The sequence below is a fragment of the Arenibacterium sp. CAU 1754 genome (assembly GCF_054482635.1).
This window is the reverse complement of record NZ_JBTLRG010000002.1, coordinates 391,752-412,471: the sequence shown is the minus strand read 5'-3', so window position 1 is coordinate 412,471 and position 20,720 is coordinate 391,752. Positions and strand designations below refer to the sequence as shown.

The window sequence follows — 20,720 nt, the reverse complement described above, 5'->3', positions numbered from 1 at the left end:
TGCAGAGGCCGCCCAGGGCGACCAGATCAGATCGGGTGAAATTTGGAAGTGGCGGACCGAGGAGGATTCGAACCCCCGACCCCTTGATTCGTAGTCAAGTACTCTATCCAGCTGAGCTATCGGTCCACTGGGCTGGCATTTAGACAACGCGCCATGGCTTTGCAAGCCGTAAATCACATTAAATCGTTCCATCACCCTTTGGCAGGCAGATCTCAAAGGTGGTGCCTTCGGGGCCTGTGTGTTTCAGCGTCAGTGTCCCGCCGTGGCCGCGCACCAGTTCCGCGGAAATGGCCAGACCCAACCCGGAACCGCCCTTGCGCGCGCCGCCCTGAAAGGGTTTGAACAGATGTTCGCGCGCCTTTGCGGGCAGGCCCGGGCCGGTATCGGCGACCGTGATCCACCAGTTTTCCGTATCCTCGCGCGCGGCGACGGTGATACTGGCCGGCTCGCCCGTCGCGCCAATCGCCTGGCGCGCGTTTCGCACAAGGTTCAGGATCACCCGGAACATCTGTTCCGGGTCTGCGCGCACTGTCATCATGGCCGGGATATCCCCGCTGAGTGTGACATTGCTGTTCTCCAGAGCCAGGCTTTCGCTGGCGATCACGTCCCTGACGACATCATCCAGCCGGACCATGGTCAGGGTCGGCGCCGGTTCCTCGTTTCGGCCGAACGCCAGCGTGCTTTCACATAGCGACACCGCTCGGGTGATCGAATTCACCAGTTTCGGCGCAAGGCGGCGCACCAGCGGGTCCTCGCTGGTTTCGATCCGGTCGGTGAACAGCTGCGCACTGGTCAGGATATTACGCAAATCGTGACTGACCCGCGCCACCGCGCCGCCCAGTTGCGCCAGACGTTCCTTTTGCTTGAGCGAATGGGTCAATTCGGTCTGCAGGCTCAGCAGCGCCTCTTCGGCTTCGCGCAGTTCGACCACGCCGGATTGCGGACGGATGATGCCGCGGGCATCCTCGGGCGCGGCGGCATAGCGTTGCATGTTTCCGACAACGCCCTTGATCGGCTTGACCAGAAAGACCCGCACCGCCGAAAACAGAAGGACGGCCGTAAAGACCGAGATCACCGCGGACAACATCAGAATGCGCAGGCCGTAGTCGATCATGGCCCGACGCATTGGTTGGGTTTCCATCGTGACCTCGATCAATAGGCCCGCCTCGCGTACCGGCGCGCCGATCACGCGGATAAGCTGGTTCTCGGGGTTGACCAGACGCAACATGGCGTCCCGGATCAACCCCATCGCGCCCGCGTCGCGCAGATCGAAGGTTTCCGAAATCGGCTGTGGAATGGGCGAGGACAGCATCAACTGTCGCACCTCATCCCGGCGCAGGACGACGTTGAACACCTCGGCGTTGCGCAACAGTTCCGCTTCAAGTTCAACCTCGAGCATGTCATCGGCCAGCAGGGCAAGCGATGCAATCTGCGCCCGCTCCAGCCGGTTCAGCAGGTAATCTTCACGGAACCGCGCGATGGACGGCACAAAGATCAGCACCTCGGCCAGCATCACGAAGACCGTCGTCAGGATCAGAAATCGGCCTGAAAGCGTATTCAGCATGGCGTTCCTTACTGGTCAGGGAAGCCACTTTTGAACAATCCCCACAACCCGTTTGACCCAAGGGTTATCAAACAGTCTGGGTGAGAAATAGGCCCCTGCCGCGCGTTTGTTAACCTCTCCCAGCGTGGGATAGGGCGCAACCATGCCTGCGATCTGGCTCATCTTCAGCTTATTGGCCAGGGCCAGCGCCCAAAGGTTGATGTGTTCTCCCGCCTGCGGCCCGACAATGGACGCGCCGACGGGGCGCCCTTTGACCACCATCACCTTGATCTCGCCCTTGGTCTTGCGCTCGGCAATGGCGCGGTCATTATGGGCGAATTCGAACCGGGCGATTTCAACGCGTCCCCCATGTTTTGCGCGCGCCTGCGCCTCGGTCAGGCCCACCTGCGCCAGTTCGGGGTCGGTATAGGTGGCCCATGGGATGTGATCGGTTTTCGCCTTGGAGGGCAGGCCGAACAGGATCGATCGAATTATCACTCCCGCATGATACCCTGCCACATGAGTGAACTGTAACTGGCCCGCCACATCACCAATGGCATAGACCCGCCGGTTGGACGTCCGCAGACTGTCATCCACCTTGATCCCGCCGCGCGTGGTCTCAACCCCCGCCACCTCAAGGTTCAACTTCCCGGTATTGGCTTTGCGACCGACCGCGATGAGCAAATGGCTTCCCTTGAACACGCGGCCGTCCTTGACGTCGACCTCGATTGCACCCGCCTGCCCCCGGATTTCGGCGGCCATGGCATCCTCGGCGATGTCGACGCCTTCCTCGCGCAACGTGTCCAGAACGACCGAGGCCAGTTCCGGGTCATCCTTTCCCAGCGCCTTGGCGCCTTCGATCACGGTGACCTTGCAGCCCAGCCGCACATGGGCCTGCGCCATCTCCATCCCGATGGGACCGCCGCCGATGATCAGCAGGTGATCGGGTTTGTCGCGCAGATCGAACAGGGTTTCGTTGGTTTCATAGGGAACCGTCTCCAACCCCGGAATGGGCGGCACCAGCGGGCTTGATCCGGTGGCGATGACGATGCGCCGAGCGGTGATGACATGATCTCCAGCCTGCACTTCGCTCTTCGAGATGAAATGACCGAATTCGCGGATCACGCGCACCCCGAACCCTTCGAACCGCTCCTGGCTGTCGACCGGGGCGATCTGGGCGATGACGCCGGCCACATGATCCCTAACCGCACCATAATCGACATCCGGGGTCACGCTGGCCACGCCGAACACGTCAGAATGGGCCTGACCATAGGCCGCCTTGGCACTTGCAATCAGCGCCTTGGACGGGACACAGCCGTAATTCAGACAATCCCCGCCCATCTTGTGCCCTTCAAGCAGGACAACATCCGCGCCCATCTGGCTGGCCCCGGCGGCAAAGGACAATCCCCCCGACCCGGCGCCGATGACGAGGATATCGGTTTTGATGCGTTCCATGTCCTATATGTCCTTTTTGCCGCGAACGGCCTTGATCACGATGGGCAGAATGGCCAACGCGCACAATCCCAGAATGGGGCCGATGACATGCGGCTCCCACAGCAGCGAAAGATCGGGGGTCTCGCCACGGTCAAACACCGCGCCCAGGCCAACGCCGATCCAGGTAAAGACGATCGCACCGGGAATAATGCCCAGCGCGGTGGTCCAGACAAAATTCCACAACCCGACCCCCACCATGGCAGGCAACAGGTTCGCCACGAAAAACGGCACGGCAGGCACCAGCCGCAACAGAAACAACACGCTGATTTCATTGTCGCGCAGCCCGTTCTTGAGCGATTTCAGCGTGCCTTCCGAGGCGTCCAGCTTGGCGCTGAGCGTGGCCCCAAGCCCCCAGCGCGCGGCCAGGAAAATCACTGCAGCCCCGATTGTGGCAGCGGTGACATTCAGCATCGTGCCAAGGGCAAGACCGAACAGAAAACCACCGGTGACCGAGGCAACCGCCGCGCCAGGCAGGGAAAAGGCGACGATCAGAACATAGGTCGCAACGAATGCCGCCGCCATCCCGATCAGGTTCTGATCCCGAATGGCCAGCAGCGTCTCGCGGTTGTTGCGCAGTGTTTCGAAGGTCAGATAGTCGCGCAGGGTCACGTACCCCAGGACGGCCACCACCAGAATCACGATCAGGGGAACATGGCGTTTCCAGCCGCGGTGTTGCGCTTGAGGCATTTCAGTCATGGCCGCCCTTGTGTCCGCTGAATTCTATGCCCTAAATGCGCCACGCGCAGGCAAATCAACAGGCAGATCACGCCGCATTGATGCCATTCTCCTGTTTTTGTGAGGATTTGCGCCCTGCAGCGGGGGATTGAAACAAATCACCCTGCCCTGACGCAGGAAATGTTTCAAAACCCCGGAAAACCGCATCTGCAGGGTTTGACTTACGATCCAAGCCGCAGTAGAGACCGGGCTTCTGATACATAGGGTGGGCGAATCCGCGCTGCACCTGACCGTAATACTTGGAGATCCATGCGATGAAACGCACTTTTCAACCTTCGAACCTGGTCCGCAAACGGCGCCATGGGTTTCGCGCGCGCATGGCCACCAAGGCCGGCCGCAAAATCCTGAACGCGCGTCGCGCCCGCGGCCGCAAGTCGCTGAGCGCATAAGCGCTCCGACAACTCGGACGGAAATGACACCGCCGGAAGCCCCCCGTATTGGCACTGCCAAGACCGGGGAGAGGCCTCCGGCGGTTTCCGTTTGTCTGCAAACCACTTGTTTTCCGCGCCGTCCACGGTCCCCATTTGCGGGACTGGCGCGATGAGCATGACCGTCCTCACCAAGCGCAGTGATTTTCTCAAGGCCGCCCGCGCCCGCCGGCAGGGCACGCCGGGGATGATGGTACAGGCCCGCAAACGCCCCGAGGGCGAAGCCGCAGGCATGCGCGTCGGGTTCACCTGCTCAAAAAAGGTCGGCAACGCCGTCGCCCGCAACCGCGCCAAACGACGCCTGCGCGCAGTGGCGCGCCTGGTCCTGCCCGCTTGCGGGCGCGACGGATGGGATTACGTGCTGATCGGGCGCGCTGGCGCCACCGCCGAGCGCCCGTTCGAGGCGCTGCAGGACGACCTGAAACATGCGCTGAAGAAATGCCACGGAACGACATGACATTCCTTGCCCATATCCTTGCCCTGCCGGTGCGCGCCTATCGCCTGATCTTTTCCCCATGGGTCGGGTTCAACTGCCGGTATCAACCGACCTGTTCGGCCTATGCACTTGAGGCGCTGGAAAAACACGGCGCGATCAAGGGCAGCTGGCTGGCCATGCGGCGCATCGGCCGGTGTCACCCGATGGGCAGTTCGGGCTATGACCCAGTGCCGGATCCGGATGCGCGAGATACGCCCGGCGACGAATGATGTCGTTTGGTCAAAAAGTGTCGCCCAAACCCGCTGTGCGAACTGACGTGTGAATTCGCTGCGGCTGCGCCAGTGACCGATTGCGACAAACATTCAGAAGACGGACGTTGCACTCCAATCCTGGCGTCGGGCTACCGGCCCAAAAGACGCTTCCACAGGGAGATACTTCGCTTTTGTCTCGTGTCCGTGCTGGATTTTAATTGCGACGATTGTGGCTTGAAACCGCTGGCTGCAAGTGGCGTGTCTCGGAATTCGAACCACATGCGGTCCCTATAATCATAGAGGTCCGCTCGGATTTTCAAGACGGCAGCGCGCATCTCCGCCTGCGGGATGTCAGCAACCTTGGTACCGCTGATGTCCAACCCCGACAGCCCCCTGATCCCCGACATCCCACTCAAATCCGACAAGGGCGTGTTTCGGGCAGAAAGGTGGTTCAGGTAGGTGCCAACAAGTGGTTGCAGATCAGAAAACCCAGTGTCGCTGACATTCAGTGATCTTAGATGAGCATCAGGATTCCAGCCGCTTAAAGATGCGATCTTGGTTCCCGCTGCTGCTATTCGCTCGAGATTGCTGCAAAAAGAGAGCGGCACGATATCGTCGACCATAGTGCCACTGACATCCACCTTCGTCAGGTGTTTCAACTTGGTCAGTCGGCGAATATCGCCAATACGCGTTCCTGAAAGGTCGAGCTCCTGTAGCCGCGTCTTGCGCGGAATCGCGGAAAGATCACGGATATCCGTGGAGCGGACCGACAGATCGATGAGCGAGGGATACTTCGCGACAATGCCGAAATCATTCGGGTCAGCGAGGCCCATCGAGAAACGGGTAAGCGCCCTTAGCTTTATGGGCGGGTTAAAACCGCGTAAATGATAGCCCGTTATCATCTCCAAGTTTGGCGAAGCTGCCAAGAACCCAAGGTCAAGGTCGAAATCCTCACCCTTCTGCGCATGAGCCAAAAATTTGATCAAACCCGGAATCTCCGGAAGCGTCCGGTCCTTTGACAGGCCCACCTGCAGATGGCGAAGGGCCTCTACCTTTCCCAACGGCGACAGGTCGGCCGGGCCATCGGGCAAGTTCACGATTGTCGAAAGCTTCCGGCACATCGCCAACGGCGAAAGATCGGTAACCTTTGAAAAATAGAAATCGAGGTGCTCCAGCTCTCCCATTCCCGCAACTGCCGAAATGTCCGTGACATATTTCGATAGAGTGAGCTGCCGTATTCCTCGGAGAGAACTGAGCGCGGAAATATCGTGGATCCGTGTACCGGACAGTATGATCTGATCATCGGTTGTTTCGCCGATGTTGGCGGGAAGGCGATCCAGTGCCTGGAAGTTTCCAGACCCGAGATAGGTCCGCCCGGTATCGCGAATACGTCGCTCGACTTCGGCGAGAGCGGCTTCGGGTTCTTCGTTCCATATAGGGTCGGGAGGATAGTGCGGAATCATGTGCTCGTGTCCTCTCTCTACCGCAAGGTTCAAAAGTTCTGTCAGCCGTCACTGCCGGTTATTGCAAATTTGTTTTGGCCCGCAAAACCATCTTTGCTGCACGAGAGCCTCCGCGAGGCTTCAGAACGAATGGAATGACGGTGTATTCAGTGGCGTTCAATTCATGTCAGGAGAATGGCGACGGGAAAATGGACTTTCGAAAAACGTGCGGCATATTTCACCTGGGGCTCACACCTGCCGCTGTCATCGCTCTGAATGCAATATTGTTTCACACTTGTAGAGGGGCGCGGCCCGGGCTTACCGTCTTTCTCTAGAGAAGCGACCCGTTCGTGTTGGACAGCCCACGCGTTCGCGAAATTCCAGTTCAGATAGCTACGCGACAGCCAAAAGCGCGTGAATTCAACCGCTAACAATCATCTGTCTGCCTTGGAAAGTTACCTCTGGCAGGGCAGGTTTCCCGGCGCAGGTGAGATGATCGTTGATCTTGATGCGGATTCACACAATCATATCCGAATATAATAATTCCGGGAGGAAACCATGACCATCAAGAAGCTGACTCTGGCGGCGGCCCTATGCCTTGCGCCCCTTGCCGCGCTGGCCGAGGGGATGACCCATCACGTTGCCATCCATGTGGATGAAAACGACCCCAAGGTGATGAACATGGCGCTTAATAATGCCGCCAACGTGGATGCATATTACAAATCCCAAGGCGACAGCGTCGTCATCGAAGTCGTCGCCTATGGCCCCGGTCTGAACATGTACATCCCCGGCAAAAGCCCGGTTGCCGATCGCATCTCGGCCATGTCGCTGGAACTGGACAACCTGTCCTTTTCGGCCTGCGGCAATACCCACCGCAAGATGAGCGAAAAGGCCGGCAAGGACGTACCGCTGATGGACGAGGCCAAGGTCGTTCCATCGGGCGTCGTGCGCCTGATCGAGTTGCAGGAAGACGGGTATGCCTACGTGCGCCCCTGAGGGCGCCTGAACCAGGCGCGCGCCGCTGCGGCAGCGCGTGCCAGATGCCTTGCCCGGGTGGCGCAAAGGCACTAAAGCGGGGCCATGTTGGACGACAAAGACGATATTCACCCGCTGTTTGCCGGTGCCCCCGCAACGACCGAGTTCAAGAAGCTGCGCAAGCGGATTGTCCGGCACACGCGCGAGGCCATCGAACAATACGGCATGATCGAACGCGGCGCCCGCTGGCTGGTGTGTCTGTCGGGCGGAAAGGACAGCTATACCCTGTTGGCGGTCCTGCATGAATTGCAGTGGCGCGGTTTGCTGCCGGTCGATATTCTGGCTTGCAACCTGGATCAGGGTCAGCCGGGGTTCCCGGCGACGGTCTTGCCGGAATTCCTTGAAAAGATGGGCGTGCCACACCGGATCGAGTATCAAGACACCTATTCCATCGTTGTCGACAAGGTGCCCCAAGGGCGGACATTCTGCGCGCTGTGTTCGCGATTGCGGCGTGGGAACCTGTACAGGATCGCCCGCGAAGAGGGATGTTCGGCCGTCGTGCTGGGCCATCACCGCGATGACATCCTGGAAACCTTTTTCATGAACCTCTTCCATGGCGGGCGTTTGGCGACGATGCCGCCGAAACTGGTCAACGAAGAGGGTGATCTGTTCGTTTACCGCCCGCTGGCCCATGTGGCCGAGGAAGATTGCGAAAAATTCGCCCGCGCGATGACCTATCCCATCATCCCTTGCGATCTGTGTGGCAGCCAGGATGGGCTGCAACGCCAGCAGGTCAAACAGATCCTCGACCAGTGGGAGGTCAACAGCCCCGGACGCCGCCAGGTGATGTTCCGCGCGCTGATGAATGCGCGACCGTCGCACCTGTTGGACCCAAAATTGTTCGATTTTGCAGGACTTGAACGGGTCGCGTGCGAAAATAATGACAATCCAAGCGAGATTCCGACCCTGCGTTAACTGACTGGTCAGACCGTCGCTCTAGCGTCGCATCAACGCGCAATGCGAACGCTTGAGAAAGGTCTTGCCATGCAGAAACCCGGTCCGCTGGCCCGTTTCCGAAACTGGGTGGCTCCAGTTCTGTCTGGCCCCGCGCTGCTGGCCTTTTTGCCGGCGGTGTCACTGGCCGCTTTCTGGATTGCGGGCGAGGATGCGCTGGTCGTCACCGCGCTGGGCCTGCCGATTGTGCTGGCGGTGTCGGGACTGTTTTCACAACGGCCTGCCGCCGCGACCATCCCACGCGACAGTGTTACCGGCCTGTTGCTGCGGGAAGGGTTTGAAATTGCCGTTGAACAGGTCTTTCACGAAACCCGCAATTCGGGGTTGCGGTCGGGATGTCTGGTTCTGGAACTGGACGATTACAAGGATCTGATCGACCGGCACGGGCAGACCGCCGCCGATACGGTCGTTCAACGCGCGCGGGAGCAGATCCTGTCGGTTCTGCGGCAGGGCGATACGGTCGCGCGGATCGGGGACAGCCGGTTTGCCATCTGCCTGACCCCAGTCCGCCAATTCGATCTAGAGCTGTGCATTCAACTGGCCGGGCGAATGCAGGGCGCCATAGAAGAACCGGTGTCCGTGGATGGCATTACGGTCTATATGTCCTGTTCGGTCGGGTTCTGCCTGCGCAGCCGCGCACCGGGCAAGACCAGTCAGGACTGGATGGAGGCGGCCGTCACCGCACTGCTGGACGCGCAGCAGAATGGCCCTTCGTCGATCCGTGCCTATTCTGCCGAACTGCACCGCAAGGCAAAGGCCCGGCACGATCTGCGCGACGACGCGGCTGCGGCGCTGGAAAACGGTCAGATTCAACCCTGGTACCAGCCGCAGATTTCCACCGACACTGGCAAGGTGACCGGTTTCGAGGCGCTGGCGCGCTGGACGCACCCGGTACATGGTTTAATCCCGCCGGGACAGTTCCTGCCCGCCATGGAAGAGGCCGGGCTGATGGAGCGGCTGGGACAGGTGATGCTGTACCACGCGCTGACCGCGCTCAAGGCATGGGACAGTGCGGGCGTTCAGGTGCCCCGGATCGGAGTGAATTTCGCGAGTGACGAGCTGCGCAATCCCGGGCTGGTGGACAAGATCAAATGGGAACTGGACCGGTTCGACCTGAGCCCGGATCGCCTGACCGTCGAAATCCTGGAAACCGTGGTCACCGATTGCCCCGACGATGCAGTCACCCGCAATATCCGCGGGCTGGGCGAATTAGGGTGCCGGATCGATCTGGACGATTTCGGCACCGGTCACGCTTCGATCGCGTCAATTCGGCGCTTTGCGATTTCGCGGATCAAGATCGACCGGTCATTCGTGATGAAGGCCGATCAGGACCCCGAACAACAACGGCTGATCGGCGCGATCCTGACCATGGCCGAGCGCCTGGAACTGGAAACGCTGGCCGAAGGTGTGGAAACCGTGGGCGAACACGCACTGCTGGCGCAACTGGGCTGCGACCATGTTCAGGGCTTTGGAATCGGACGGCCCATGCCGTTTGACCAAACCCTCGACTGGATCACGGCCCATCAGGCCAAATTGACCGAAGCCCCCCGGATCGGGCGCGACGTCGGCTGATTTATGGCGGCACAAGCGGTTTCGCCCCCATGTCGCACCGGGATTTCCCCCGATTGTGCTTGACCTTTGGGGCCGCACTCTGTTGAACCCACCCTGTCATTCCAAGCACAAGGTGGCGGTCCCCGATGGACGATCAAAACAAGAACCTCATTCTTGCAACAGTACTCAGCTTTCTGGTGATTCTGGGCTGGTTCGTCTTGTTCCCGCCCCCGGAACCGGAAACCGACACGCTGACCGCACCGACACAGCAGGTCACCACCGACGGCACCGTGCCCACGGCACCCTCGGTTGCAACCGCCCCAGCCACCGGGGCGCCGCAGATCGAAACGCCCGAAGAAACCGTCGCACAGGCCCCGCGCGTGGCCATTGAAACCGCGCGCCTGTCGGGGTCGATTTCGCTGCTGGGGGGACGCATCGACGATCTGTCGCTGAATGATTATCGGGTCACGCGGGAACCGGACTCCGAGATCGTCAAACTCCTCTCGCCGGTCGGATCGCCCAACGCCTATTACGCCCTCTACGGATGGGCCCCCGGAGCAGGTCTGACTCTGGACGATGTTCCAGGCCCCAAAACCGAATGGGCGGTCGAAAGCGGTGAGACCCTGAGCGTCGACAGCCCGGTGACACTGATCTGGAAGAACCAGACCGGGATGACCTTTCGCCGGACCATCGCCGTGGATGAGGATTATCTGTTCACCGTAACCCAATCGGTCGAAAACGCGTCCGGCAGGTCAGCCAGCCTTGCGCCCTATGGTATCCTCGCCCGCCACGGTGAGCCGCAGGATCTCAAGAACTTCTTCATTCTGCACGAAGGCGTCGTGCGCATGTCCGACGGCGAATTGCAGGAAACCGATTACGACGATATGCCTGATTATGCGGTCGACCCCGGCGAAGGCGCGCGGGCCGACGTCGTGCAGGTGGCCGACGATGGCTGGATCGGCTTTACCGACCATTTCTGGATGTCGACCCTGATCCCGTCCCCGGGCAGCGCGTTCAAATCCGTCGCCAAATACGATGAGCGGCGCGACATCTATCAGACCGAGGCCGTTTTGCCGACGCAGACGGTTGCAGATGGGGCCACGGTCACCGCGACGACCCAGCTGTTTGCCGGGGCCAAGGAATGGGAAACCATCCGGGAATACGAAAAAAACGGCATTCTGGGCTTTCTCGACAGTATCGACTGGGGCTGGTTCTTTTTCCTGACCAAGCCGATTTTCTGGCTGCTGCACAACATCAACCAGCTGATCGGCAACATGGGCTGGTCGATCATCGGTCTGACCCTCATCATCAAGGCGTTCCTGTTCCCGCTGGCGTATAAATCCTACGTCTCGATGGCTAAGATGAAGGAACTGCAGCCGCAGATGGAAAAGCTGAAGGAAGCAGCGGGCGAAGACCGTCAAAAGCTTCAGCAGGGGATGATGGAACTCTACAAGAAAGAAAAGGTGAACCCGGCCGCCGGCTGTCTGCCGATCCTGATGCAGATCCCGATCTTTTTCTCGCTCTACAAGGTGATCTTCGTCACCATCGAACTGCGTCATGCGTCCTGGTTCGGCCCGTTCCAGGACCTGTCCGCCCCGGATCCAACGTCGATCATGAACCTGTTTGGCGCGCTGCCGTTCAGCGGCCCCGAGCCGGGCAGCCTGATGGCGACCATCTTCATCGGCATTCTGCCCCTGTTGCTGGGTATCTCGATGTGGCTCCAACAAAAACTGAATCCGGCGCCCACCGACCCGACACAGCAGATGATCTTTGCCTGGATGCCCTGGATTTTCATGTTCATGCTGGGCAGCTTTGCCAGCGGGCTGGTGGTGTATTGGATCGCGAACAACACGATCACCTTTACCCAGCAGTACCTGATCATGCGCAGCCAGGGATATAAGCCGGACGTGTTCGGCAATATCAAATCCAGCTTTTCGAAAAAGCCGAAAGCGGATTCAAAATGACGGGAACTGTTACCAGTCTCTGGCGCCATCCGATCAAAAGTCATGGCCGCGAGGAACTGGACTGCATCGACCTTATCGCCGGGCAGACCATGCCCGGCGATCGTGTTTGGGCCGTGGCGCATGAGGCGTCCAAAGCGGACGGAAGCGAATGGGTGCCCTGTGCCAATTTCAGCCGGGTGTCCAAGGCCCCCGGGTTGATGGCGATCACCGCCACGCTTGACGAGGCCGCGGATACGGTCACGCTGAACCACCCGAACCGGCCCGCGTTCACCTTTGCCCCCGACGGAGACGTTGCCGGGTTTCTGGACTGGGTTGCGCCGCTGATGCCCGAGAACCGCGCCGCATCGGCCCGGATCATCCGTGTACCCGGACGCGGCATGACCGACAGCGATTTCCCGTCCGTCACATTGTGTAACATGGCGTCCCACCGCGCGGTCGAACAGCGCATCGCCAACCCCCTGTCGATCCATCGCTGGCGCGGCAATATCTGGTTCGATGACCTGCCCCTGTGGGAAGAATTCGACTGGATCGACCGCGAGGTTCAGGTCGGTCAGGCGGTGCTACGGGTACGCGAGCGCACAGACCGGTGCCTGGCCACCACGGCCAACCCCGATACCGGCGAGCGTGATGCCGACACGCTGGGCGCGCTTGGGCACTGGGGACATCAGGATTTCAGCGTGCGCGCCGAGGTGGTCCGCGCCGGAGCGATCAAAGTTGGCGACAAGGTTCAGGTGATTTGATGCAAATGCACTTCCCGCTGGCGGATGAGCCAGACGAACACACGGCCGAATTGGGTCGCAAGCTGTTTGCCGGACAGTCCGAGTTTGTCAAAGGCGTGGTGGCCATGTCGGGCCTGCCCCCGGCAGACCGGATGGAGGTGTGTTTTGCGGGTCGCTCGAACGTGGGTAAATCAACGCTGATCAACGCCCTGACCGGAACCAAGGCCCTGGCGCGCGCCTCCAACACGCCGGGACGCACGCAGGAGATCAACTATTTCACGCAGGGGCCGGATCTCTACCTCGTCGACCTTCCGGGCTATGGCTATGCAAATGCGCCTCTGCCCGTGGTGGAAAAATGGCAGCGCCTGTTGAAACAGTACCTGTCGGGACGCCAGACATTGCGCCGGGCCTTTGTGCTGATCGACATGCGCCATGGGGTCAAACCGGTGGACGAAGAGATCATGAAACTGCTCGACACCTCGGCGGTGACGTTTCAATGCGTGATGACCAAGGCGGACAAGGTCAAGGACAAGGAACGCGAAAAGATCCTGAAACAGGTGCGCGAGGCCCTGTCCCGGCACCCGGCGGCCTATCCCGAAATCGTCGTCACCTCGTCCGAAAAGGGCGACGGGATTGCAACGCTGCGCAGCATCATTGCCACGTTGGAATAACGCGCCCCTTGCGCGGGCGGTGATTTCCGTGACAACTCAGGTCCAAACGGATGGCTGAGATGAAGAAACAAGATATGAACCGTGATTGGATTGCGACCGCCGAAACGCTGTCGAACGCCCTGCCTTACTTGCAGCGTTACGACGAGGCAATCATCGTGATCAAGCTGGGCGGGCATGCCATGGGCAGCGACGAGGCGATGGATGAATTCGCGCGCGACGTCGTTCTGCTGCGCCAGGTGGGCGTGAACCCGGTGATCGTTCATGGCGGCGGGCCGCAGATCAACGCGTTGCTGGACAAGCTGGATATCAAGTCCGACTTCGTGAACGGCAAACGCGTGACGGACAAGGCCACCGTCGAGGTGGTCGAGATGGTCCTTTCAGGGCTGGTCAACAAACGTATTGTCCAGGCGATCCAGCGTCAGGGTGGCCGCGCCGTTGGCCTGTCGGGCAAGGATGCCAACCTGATGATCTGTGAACAGACCGATCCGGCACTGGGATTCGTGGGAACTCCGTCGAAAATGGACCCGCGTCTTTTGCAGGAACTGTTCGAAAAGGAAATGATCCCGGTCATCGCCCCGATAGGCGCGGGCCGCGATGGCGAGACCTTCAACGTCAATGGCGATACGGCTGCCGGCGCCTATGCCAAGGCGCTCAAAGCGGACCGTCTGTTGCTGTTGACCGACGTGTCCGGCGTCAAGAACGCGACGGGCGATGTCGTGACTGAACTGACCGCGGCGCAAATCCGCAAGTTGACGGCCGAAGGCGTGATCGCGGGCGGCATGATCCCGAAAACCGAAACCGCGATGGACGCGGTCGAGGGCGGCGTGCGCGCGGCGGTCATTCTGGACGGGCGGGCGCCCAATGCCTGCCTGCTGGAGCTGTTTACCGAACATGGCGCGGGGTCGATGATCCGGGCGGACTGACGCCAATGTGACGCAGCATGCCTTGCCTTCTGAAAATACATATACAAATTGGAATGTATGGAAAATGAGGCAACGATCCGTCTGGCGGTTTTTCTGGGGCTGTTCTGTTTGCTGGCCCTGGCCGAAGCGCTCCTGCCACGCCGTCCGCTGGCGCAGCCAAAAGCCCGGCGCTGGCTGACCAACTGGGGCATGAGCCTGCTGAACGTGGTGACATTGCGCCTGATGGCCTTTGTGCTGCCGCTGCTGGCTGTCGGGGCGGCGCTGGATGCTCAGGCGCGCGGCTGGGGCCTGTTCAACGTGCTGGACTGGCCGGGATGGGTGGAGGTCACGGTAAGTGTTCTGATCCTCGATTTCGCCATCTGGGCGCAACATCTGATCACCCACAAGGTGCCAGTGTTGTGGCGGCTGCACCGGGTGCATCACGCGGATCGGGATATGGATGTTACCACCGCAATCCGGTTTCACCCGGTCGAAATCGGCCTGTCGATGTTTTTGAAGGTCGGGCTGGTCTATGTCTTGGGGCCAGCGGCCTTGGCGGTTATCCTGTTCGAAATCATCCTGAACGGAACCGCGATGTTCAGCCATTCCAACCTGCGCCTGCCCAGACATCTTGACCGGGTTTTGCGGCGTGTCATCGTTACGCCCGATATGCACCGGGTGCATCATTCGGTGCATCGGGACGAGCATGACAGCAACTATGGCTTTGCCCTGTCGATCTGGGACCGGCTGATGGGCACCTACCTGCCGCAGCCACGCGAAGGACATGATGACATGACCATCGGATTGCGATGGCAGGACGACCGCCCCAGCCGCCTGCGCTGGGCGCTGAAGCTGCCGTTTGCCCGCAAATGACATATGACGCGATCAGCGACGCGGCGGCGAACCACGGGTTGATCGTGATGGGCGCGCTGGACCCGGACCCCGGCGATGGCACGCTGATCCTGCTGGGCGCGGGCGCTGCGTTCTGGCCGGTGTATTCCACCTCGTCCGAGGCATCTGACGGCGCGCCTGACCCGATTGACCGCTGGTCGACGCGCGTGATCGGAGACTTGGCAGAGCGGTTCAGGGCCGCGCCGGTCTTTCCCTTTGGCGGTCCGCCCTACGCGCCGTTCATCCGCTGGGCCGAACAATCGGGCCGAGCGTTCAAAAGCCCGGTGGGTATGCTGGTGCATGAGACCGTGGGGCTGATGATCTCTTATCGTGGGGCGCTGCAGTTCTCCGGTCCTGTCGCCTACCCTGCCCCAGCGGCCCAAAACCCCTGTGACGCCTGCCCAGAGCGCCCCTGCACCACCGCCTGTCCCGTGGCCGCCCTGACCGCCGAGCACCCCTATGATCTGGACGCCTGTCACGGCTTTCTGGACAGCCGGGCCGGTCAGGCCTGCATGACCATGGGATGCGCGGCGCGCCGGGCCTGCCCGGTCAGCGCGGGGGCCGAGCGCCGGCCCGCCCAATCCGCCCACCACATGAAAGAGTTTCATCCCTCATGAGCAAAACCCTGATCCTGATGCGCCACGCAAAATCCAGCTGGGACGATCCCGCCCAATCCGACCATGACCGCCCGCTGAACGCGCGCGGGCGTGCGTCGGCCCATGCCCTGGGCGACTGGCTGCGCGTAAAGGGGTATGAACCGAACCGGGCGCTGGTGTCCTCGGCCCGGCGCACCTGTGAAACCTTTGAGCGGTTGCAGCTGACCCTTGAGCCGGAAGTCGATGAGGCTCTGTATCACGCGGGCCCCACCAGAATACTGGCGGCCTTGAAAGCCACCGACGGCGATACAGTTTTGTTGGTCGGTCATAATCCCGGCATCGCAGAATGCGCGGAAAGGCTGGTCACGGCAGCGCCGGACCATGCCCGCTTTTTCGATTATCCCACCGGCGCGACGCTGGTTGCCAGTTTCGACATCGACGACTGGTCGGCTGTTGAGTTCGGCACTGGCACGGCGGTTGATTTCGTGATCCCGCGCGATCTGAGCGAAACGTAAAACGACCGGGCACAAGACCCGGCCGCTCTGACAGATTTGCCCGGGATCAGTGGCCCAGAATCTGGCTCAGGAACAGTTGTGTCCGCGGGTTCTGCGGGTTGTTGAAGAACTCTTCGGGTTCGTTCTGCTCGACGATCTGGCCTTCGTCCATAAAGATCACGCGGTTGGCCACCTGACGGGCAAAGCCCATTTCGTGGGTCACGCAGAGCATGGTCATGCCCTCTTCGGCCAGTTCGATCATGGTGTCGAGCACTTCCTTGATCATCTCGGGGTCAAGCGCCGATGTGGGTTCGTCAAACAGCATGATGCGCGGACGCATGCACAGCGACCGGGCGATGGCCACACGCTGCTGCTGACCACCGGAAAGCTGACCTGGGTATTTGTTCGCCTGATCCGGAATTTTCACCTTTTCAAGGAAGTGCATCGCCGTTTCTTCCGCCTCTTTCTTGGGCGTCTTGCGCACCCAGATCGGGGCCAGCGTGCAATTTTCCAGGATGGTCAGATGCGGGAACAGGTTGAAGTGCTGAAAGCACATGCCAACCTCGGACCGGACCTTGTCGATGTTTTTCAGGTCCGACGACAGCAGTGTTCCATCGACGGTGATCGACCCCTTCTGGTGTTCTTCCAGCGCGTTGATGCAGCGGATCAACGTCGACTTGCCGGACCCGGACGGGCCACAGATCACGATCCGCTCCCCCTGATAAACCGTCAGGTCGATGTCGCGCAGCACGTGAAAGGACCCGTACCACTTGTTCATGTTCTCGATGGTGATCGCGACCTCGTCGCTGACCTGCATTTGTGTTTCAGCCATGACAAGGCCTCCTTAGTGGTGATCGGTGGCGAGACGACGCTCCAACCACTGCGAGTATTGCGAAATGCCGTAACAGACGACGAAGAACAGGAGGGCGGCAAAGCCGAGAAGCTCCCAGTAGACGCCGTTCCACTCGGTCGAGGCGAGGATCGGCCCACGGATCATGCCAACCAGATCGAACATCGAAATGACCGAAACCAGCGTTGTATCCTTGAACAGGCCGACGGCCACGTTCACGATGCCGGGGATCGAGATTTTCAACGCCTGCGGCAGGATGATAAGGCGCATTGCCTGCGGATAATCCAGCCCCAGAGAATCCCCCGCCTCGTACTGCCCTTTGGGCAGAGCGGCCAAACCACCCCGTATCACCTCGGCGATATAGGCAGCCGAGAACATCGTGATCATGATCACCACGCGCAGGAACAGATCGACAGTGGATTCCGGTGGGAAGAAATACGACAACATGACCGAGGCCACGAACAGCAGCGTGATCAGTGGCACACCGCGAATGAACTCGATAAAGATCACGCAGACCCACTTGATCAATGGCATGTCCGATTGCCGGCCCAACGCCAGGGCGATGCCCAGCGGGATCGACAGCGACACACAGGTCACGCCCAGCATCATGTTCAGCATGAAACCGCCCAGATCCCGTGATGGCACAGGCACCAGCATCGCGTTCGTCTGATCCTCGGGGATCAGGAAACCACCAATCCACCAAACAACTGCGGCGGCGGCGATGGCGCCAAAGAACCCGGCGGCAAAGCTGTTCTTGACGTATTTCTGGAACACGACGGCACCGGCCGCGATACCCAGAAACGCGACGATCGGTGTCAGGATGGAGCCGCCCCAGATCAGCCAAAAGGCGATGAAGGGGTAAACCGCAGTGAACGCCAGCAGTTTGCGCGGCAGGTCAAAGAACAAGACCGGAGCCACAGCAACCGCCAGCAGGATCAAGGCCAACATCGGGCGCCAGTATTGATCGACCGGGTATTTGAACCCGAACAACAACTGATTCCACCGCTCCGTCAGAACAGAGAAACAGGCCGCCGCCTGGCCCTCCAGCACGTCGCGGCATTCAGCCAGGCTGGAGGTGGTCCATACACCGCCCAAGATCCAAGGCAACGTGTTCCATAGCACCAGGTAGATCACGTAAAACGACGCAATCGACAACAGGGCATTGGCCCAGGTTGCAAACAGGTTTTCGCGCATCCATTTGACCACACCCGTTTCCGAAACAGGAGGCGGGGACGGCGGAATCTGGCTTTCGCGAACAAAGGAAACGGTGTGTGCGTGTGTATCAGACATGGATCACCGCTCCTTCAGCTTGATCGAGCTGTTGTAGACGTTCATGAACATCGAGATCAGCAGCGAGATTGTCAGGTAGAACAGCATCAGCAGCAGGACGCATTCGATTGCACGACCGGTCTGGTTCAGCGTGATGCCACCCAGCGTTGCGGTGATGTCGGCATAGCCCACCGCAATGGCCAGAGACGAGTTCTTGGTGATGTTCAGGTATTGCGAGATCAGCGGCGGAATGATGACGCGCAATGCCTGCGGCAAAACCACAAGGTTCATGATCCGCCCCGGGCGCAACCCCAATGCCGCCGCCGCCTCGGTCTGGCCCTTGCTGACAGCCTGGATACCGGCACGAACGTTTTCAGCAATGAACGCACCGGTATAGATCGACAGTGCGAACCAAAGAGCGATCAGCGGACCGCCGATCTTGATACCACCTGTAAAGTTGAAGCCTTTGAGTGCCGGCACTTCCCATGTCAGGCCCAGGATGACCATCAAGATTGCCACCGGCACCAGCCAGATGCCAAGCGTCAGGTACCAAGTGGTCGGGCGCTCGCCCGTAGCTTCCTGTTTGGCCGTAGCCCAGGACAAGACAGCCCGCACGCCAAAGAACGATCCCGCAAGAACGGCCAGCACCAGCAGCCAGTTCAGCGCCGTTGCGGCGAATAGCGGGGTGGTGAATTGCGGGCCGGGAACATAGACGCCGCGATTTGTGAAGGCGAACATGTCCAGAAGCATGGTCGAATCCGGGTTCTCTCCCCGAAAGGCCCGTGGGCCGGGAAGAACGGCTGTCATGATCGTGAAGATGATGATGATCCAGATCAGAACAGGGATGTTCCGGAAAATTTCGACGTAAAACGCCATGAGTTTGGACACGAGCCAGTTATTGGAAAGGCGCAGCACCCCTGCAATGACGCCGAAAATCGTTGCCGTGATACAGGCCAGAAACGCAACCAAAAGGGTGTTCAGAATGCCCACCAGCGCGGCGCGCGCGTGGGTCGACTGGCTGTCGTAGTCAACCAGAACCTGGTTGATGTCATAACCAGACTCGTTCCTGAGAAATTCGTACGAGATGTTCAGGCCCGCAGCGCGCAGGTTCTGAATCAGATTGTTGCCCAGATATACGATGGAGAGGGCCAGAAGCAGCGCGGCGATCGCCTGGAATGTCAAAGACCGATAACGAGTATCGTTCAACAGCATAGACAGCCGGAACCGCTCCATCGGTGGATCAGTAAGTGTCGTCATGTGAGACGTCCCTGTTGGCTTTCCGATCTTATCTTCCGGCCAGGTTTTTCCCGGCTCCCCGAAGATCGAAATCTATTATGAGATTGGAAAAAGGGCGCAGGATGATCCTGCGCCCTCTTCCGTAGGTATTTTAGCGGAAGGGCGGCGAGTAGAGCAGCCCACCTTCGGTCCACTGTGCGTTCAGTCCGCGTGCCAGACCGATCGGAGTGGTTTCACCGATGTTCTTGGCGAAGATTTCGCCATAGTTGCCGCTCGCCATGATGGCGCGCTTGGCCCATTCGGAATCCAGACCCAGCATCTCGCCCAGGGTACCTTCGGTTCCCAGGATACGGTTGATTTCAGGGTTGTTGGTGCCACCGGCCAGCTCGGCGATGTTTGCCGACGAAATGCCCAGCTCTTCTGCAGCGATCAGAGCGTTCAGAGTCCAGCGAACCACGTCACCCCATTCGTTGTCGCCGTGACGGACCAGCGGGCCGAGCGGCTCTTTCGAGATGATTTCGGGCAGCAGAACGTGATCTGCAGGATTTTCAAAGGTGGCACGTGTCGCCGCCAGACCCGAAGCGTCCGTGGTGAAAACGTCGCATGCGCCAGCCAGGTACTGCTGCTGCGCTTCGGCGTTGGTTTCGATCGGAACCGGCTCATAGCTGATGTTGTTCGAGCGGAAGAAATCCGCCAGGTTCAGCTCGGTCGTGGTGCCGGTCTGGATGCAGACGGTCGCGCCGTCCAGATCCTTGGCCGACGAAACGCCCAGGTCCTTGGGAACCATGAAGCCCTGACCGTCGTAGTAGTTCACGCCAACAAAGGTGAACTTCAGGTCGACGTCGCGGCTGAAGGTCCAAGTGGTGTTACGGGCCAGCATGTCGATTTCGCCCGAAGCCAGAGCGGTGAAACGGGTTTTACCGGTCGTCGGCACGAATTCAACCGCGGATGCATCGCCCAGAACGGCGGCGGCAACGGCGCGGCACACGGCAACGTCAAAACCGTCCCATTCGCCGTTGGCGTCGGGCGCGGCAAAGCCGACCAGGCCGGTTGTCACGCCGCAGTTCAGCTTGCCACGTGCCTTGACGTCGTCCAGCGTACCAGCCGCTGCTGCACCAGCAGCCAGACCGGCGACTGTGAGCGCGCCAAAAAATACGGATGTTTTCATTTTTACCTCTTCCTGATTTTTCCGCCTCGTTACGGGCGACTATACCGACATTCAGAATGCCGGACGAATACCGAAAAAGGGGAGCCCCCTT

Annotated in this window: 22 protein-coding genes and 1 tRNA gene; 13 read left to right on the top strand and 10 right to left on the bottom strand. The window is 60.1% G+C overall.

Annotated features, from left to right (window positions below; translation table 11 throughout):
• Positions 1-49: 49 nt before the first annotated feature.
• The 5 genes from ACXYMO_RS08760 to ACXYMO_RS08740 all read right to left on the bottom strand — a co-directional run bounded on the left by ACXYMO_RS08760 (position 50) and on the right by ACXYMO_RS08740 (position 4,037).
• A tRNA-Arg gene (locus ACXYMO_RS08760) sits at positions 50-126 on the bottom strand.
• Between the two features lie 52 nt (positions 127-178).
• Positions 179-1,564, bottom strand: a complete 1,386-nt coding sequence (locus ACXYMO_RS08755; RefSeq protein WP_458878314.1) for a sensor histidine kinase — start codon at positions 1,562-1,564, stop codon at positions 179-181.
• Positions 1,565-1,579: 15 nt separating this feature from the next.
• Positions 1,580-2,998, bottom strand: a complete 1,419-nt coding sequence (locus ACXYMO_RS08750) for a dihydrolipoyl dehydrogenase family protein (RefSeq protein WP_458878313.1) — start codon at positions 2,996-2,998, stop codon at positions 1,580-1,582.
• Positions 2,999-3,001: 3 nt separating this feature from the next.
• Positions 3,002-3,733, bottom strand: a complete 732-nt coding sequence (locus tag ACXYMO_RS08745) for a TVP38/TMEM64 family protein (protein WP_458878312.1) — start codon at positions 3,731-3,733, stop codon at positions 3,002-3,004.
• A 67-nt stretch (positions 3,734-3,800) separates the two neighbouring features.
• On the bottom strand, positions 3,801-4,037 hold the full coding sequence (locus tag ACXYMO_RS08740; protein ID WP_458878311.1) for a hypothetical protein: 237 nt from the start codon (positions 4,035-4,037) through the stop codon (positions 3,801-3,803).
• On the opposite strand from ACXYMO_RS08740, the gene rpmH reads away from it, so the two are divergent.
• From rpmH to yidD, 3 genes are all read left to right on the top strand, one after another.
• Positions 4,027-4,161 (top strand): 50S ribosomal protein L34, encoded by a 135-nt coding sequence (rpmH, locus tag ACXYMO_RS08735; RefSeq protein ID WP_012177012.1) that lies wholly within the window; start codon positions 4,027-4,029, stop codon positions 4,159-4,161. The genes ACXYMO_RS08740 and rpmH overlap by 11 nt on opposite strands.
• Before the next feature lie 151 nt (positions 4,162-4,312).
• Positions 4,313-4,657, top strand: coding sequence for a ribonuclease P protein component (gene rnpA / locus ACXYMO_RS08730; protein WP_458878310.1), 345 nt, complete (start codon positions 4,313-4,315; stop codon positions 4,655-4,657).
• Positions 4,654-4,905, top strand: coding sequence for a membrane protein insertion efficiency factor YidD (gene yidD, locus ACXYMO_RS08725; protein WP_458878309.1), 252 nt, complete (start codon positions 4,654-4,656; stop codon positions 4,903-4,905). The genes rnpA and yidD overlap by 4 nt, the downstream gene beginning before the upstream one ends.
• A 131-nt stretch (positions 4,906-5,036) precedes the next feature.
• Here yidD and ACXYMO_RS08720 read toward each other — a convergent pair whose 3' ends face one another.
• Entirely contained in the window at positions 5,037-6,350 is a 1,314-nt protein-coding gene (locus tag ACXYMO_RS08720) for a leucine-rich repeat domain-containing protein (RefSeq protein WP_458878308.1), read from the bottom strand.
• A 537-nt stretch (positions 6,351-6,887) separates the two neighbouring features.
• Between ACXYMO_RS08720 and ACXYMO_RS08715 the strand changes: the two genes are divergently transcribed.
• The 10 genes from ACXYMO_RS08715 (at position 6,888) to ACXYMO_RS08670 (ending at position 16,127) form a co-directional block, all read left to right on the top strand.
• Positions 6,888-7,325, top strand: coding sequence for a DsrE family protein (locus ACXYMO_RS08715; protein WP_458878307.1), 438 nt, complete (start codon positions 6,888-6,890; stop codon positions 7,323-7,325).
• An 84-nt stretch (positions 7,326-7,409) separates the two neighbouring features.
• A complete protein-coding gene (gene ttcA, locus ACXYMO_RS08710) occupies positions 7,410-8,279 on the top strand; it encodes a tRNA 2-thiocytidine(32) synthetase TtcA (protein WP_458878306.1) in 870 nt (289 codons plus the stop codon).
• A gap of 69 nt (positions 8,280-8,348) precedes the next feature.
• Entirely contained in the window at positions 8,349-9,890 is a 1,542-nt protein-coding gene (locus ACXYMO_RS08705) for a putative bifunctional diguanylate cyclase/phosphodiesterase (RefSeq protein WP_458878305.1), read from the top strand.
• 125 nt (positions 9,891-10,015) lie between these two features.
• The gene (gene yidC, locus ACXYMO_RS08700; RefSeq protein WP_458878304.1) at positions 10,016-11,833 is read left to right on the top strand and encodes a membrane protein insertase YidC; all 1,818 of its coding nucleotides are present in this window, start codon (positions 10,016-10,018) and stop codon (positions 11,831-11,833) included.
• Positions 11,830-12,573 (top strand): MOSC domain-containing protein, encoded by a 744-nt coding sequence (locus tag ACXYMO_RS08695; RefSeq protein ID WP_458878303.1) that lies wholly within the window; start codon positions 11,830-11,832, stop codon positions 12,571-12,573. The genes yidC and ACXYMO_RS08695 overlap by 4 nt, the downstream gene beginning before the upstream one ends.
• Positions 12,573-13,223, top strand: a complete 651-nt coding sequence (yihA, locus tag ACXYMO_RS08690) for a ribosome biogenesis GTP-binding protein YihA/YsxC (RefSeq protein WP_458878302.1) — start codon at positions 12,573-12,575, stop codon at positions 13,221-13,223. Before ACXYMO_RS08695 ends, yihA begins: the two co-directional genes overlap by 1 nt.
• A gap of 59 nt (positions 13,224-13,282) precedes the next feature.
• Complete coding sequence (gene argB / locus ACXYMO_RS08685) at positions 13,283-14,146, top strand: acetylglutamate kinase (protein ID WP_458878301.1); 864 nt, start codon at positions 13,283-13,285, stop codon at positions 14,144-14,146.
• 57 nt (positions 14,147-14,203) lie between these two features.
• A complete protein-coding gene (locus ACXYMO_RS08680) occupies positions 14,204-14,998 on the top strand; it encodes a sterol desaturase family protein (protein ID WP_458878300.1) in 795 nt (264 codons plus the stop codon).
• Complete coding sequence (locus ACXYMO_RS08675; protein ID WP_458878299.1) at positions 14,995-15,633, top strand: ferredoxin; 639 nt, start codon at positions 14,995-14,997, stop codon at positions 15,631-15,633. The genes ACXYMO_RS08680 and ACXYMO_RS08675 overlap by 4 nt, the downstream gene beginning before the upstream one ends.
• Positions 15,630-16,127 (top strand): SixA phosphatase family protein, encoded by a 498-nt coding sequence (locus ACXYMO_RS08670; RefSeq protein ID WP_458878298.1) that lies wholly within the window; start codon positions 15,630-15,632, stop codon positions 16,125-16,127. The genes ACXYMO_RS08675 and ACXYMO_RS08670 overlap by 4 nt, the downstream gene beginning before the upstream one ends.
• A gap of 46 nt (positions 16,128-16,173) precedes the next feature.
• Here the strand turns inward: ACXYMO_RS08670 and ACXYMO_RS08665 are convergent, their stop codons facing one another.
• The 4 genes from ACXYMO_RS08665 to ACXYMO_RS08650 all read right to left on the bottom strand — a co-directional run bounded on the left by ACXYMO_RS08665 (position 16,174) and on the right by ACXYMO_RS08650 (position 20,629).
• Positions 16,174-16,938: an amino acid ABC transporter ATP-binding protein gene (locus ACXYMO_RS08665; protein ID WP_458878297.1), complete on the bottom strand. Its 765-nt coding sequence runs from the start codon at positions 16,936-16,938 to the stop codon at positions 16,174-16,176.
• A gap of 12 nt (positions 16,939-16,950) precedes the next feature.
• Entirely contained in the window at positions 16,951-18,246 is a 1,296-nt protein-coding gene (locus tag ACXYMO_RS08660; protein ID WP_458878296.1) for an amino acid ABC transporter permease, read from the bottom strand.
• 3 nt (positions 18,247-18,249) lie between these two features.
• A complete protein-coding gene (locus ACXYMO_RS08655; RefSeq protein ID WP_458878295.1) occupies positions 18,250-19,482 on the bottom strand; it encodes an amino acid ABC transporter permease in 1,233 nt (410 codons plus the stop codon).
• A gap of 130 nt (positions 19,483-19,612) precedes the next feature.
• Complete coding sequence (locus tag ACXYMO_RS08650; protein WP_458878294.1) at positions 19,613-20,629, bottom strand: amino acid ABC transporter substrate-binding protein; 1,017 nt, start codon at positions 20,627-20,629, stop codon at positions 19,613-19,615.
• Positions 20,630-20,720: the final 91 nt, after the last annotated feature.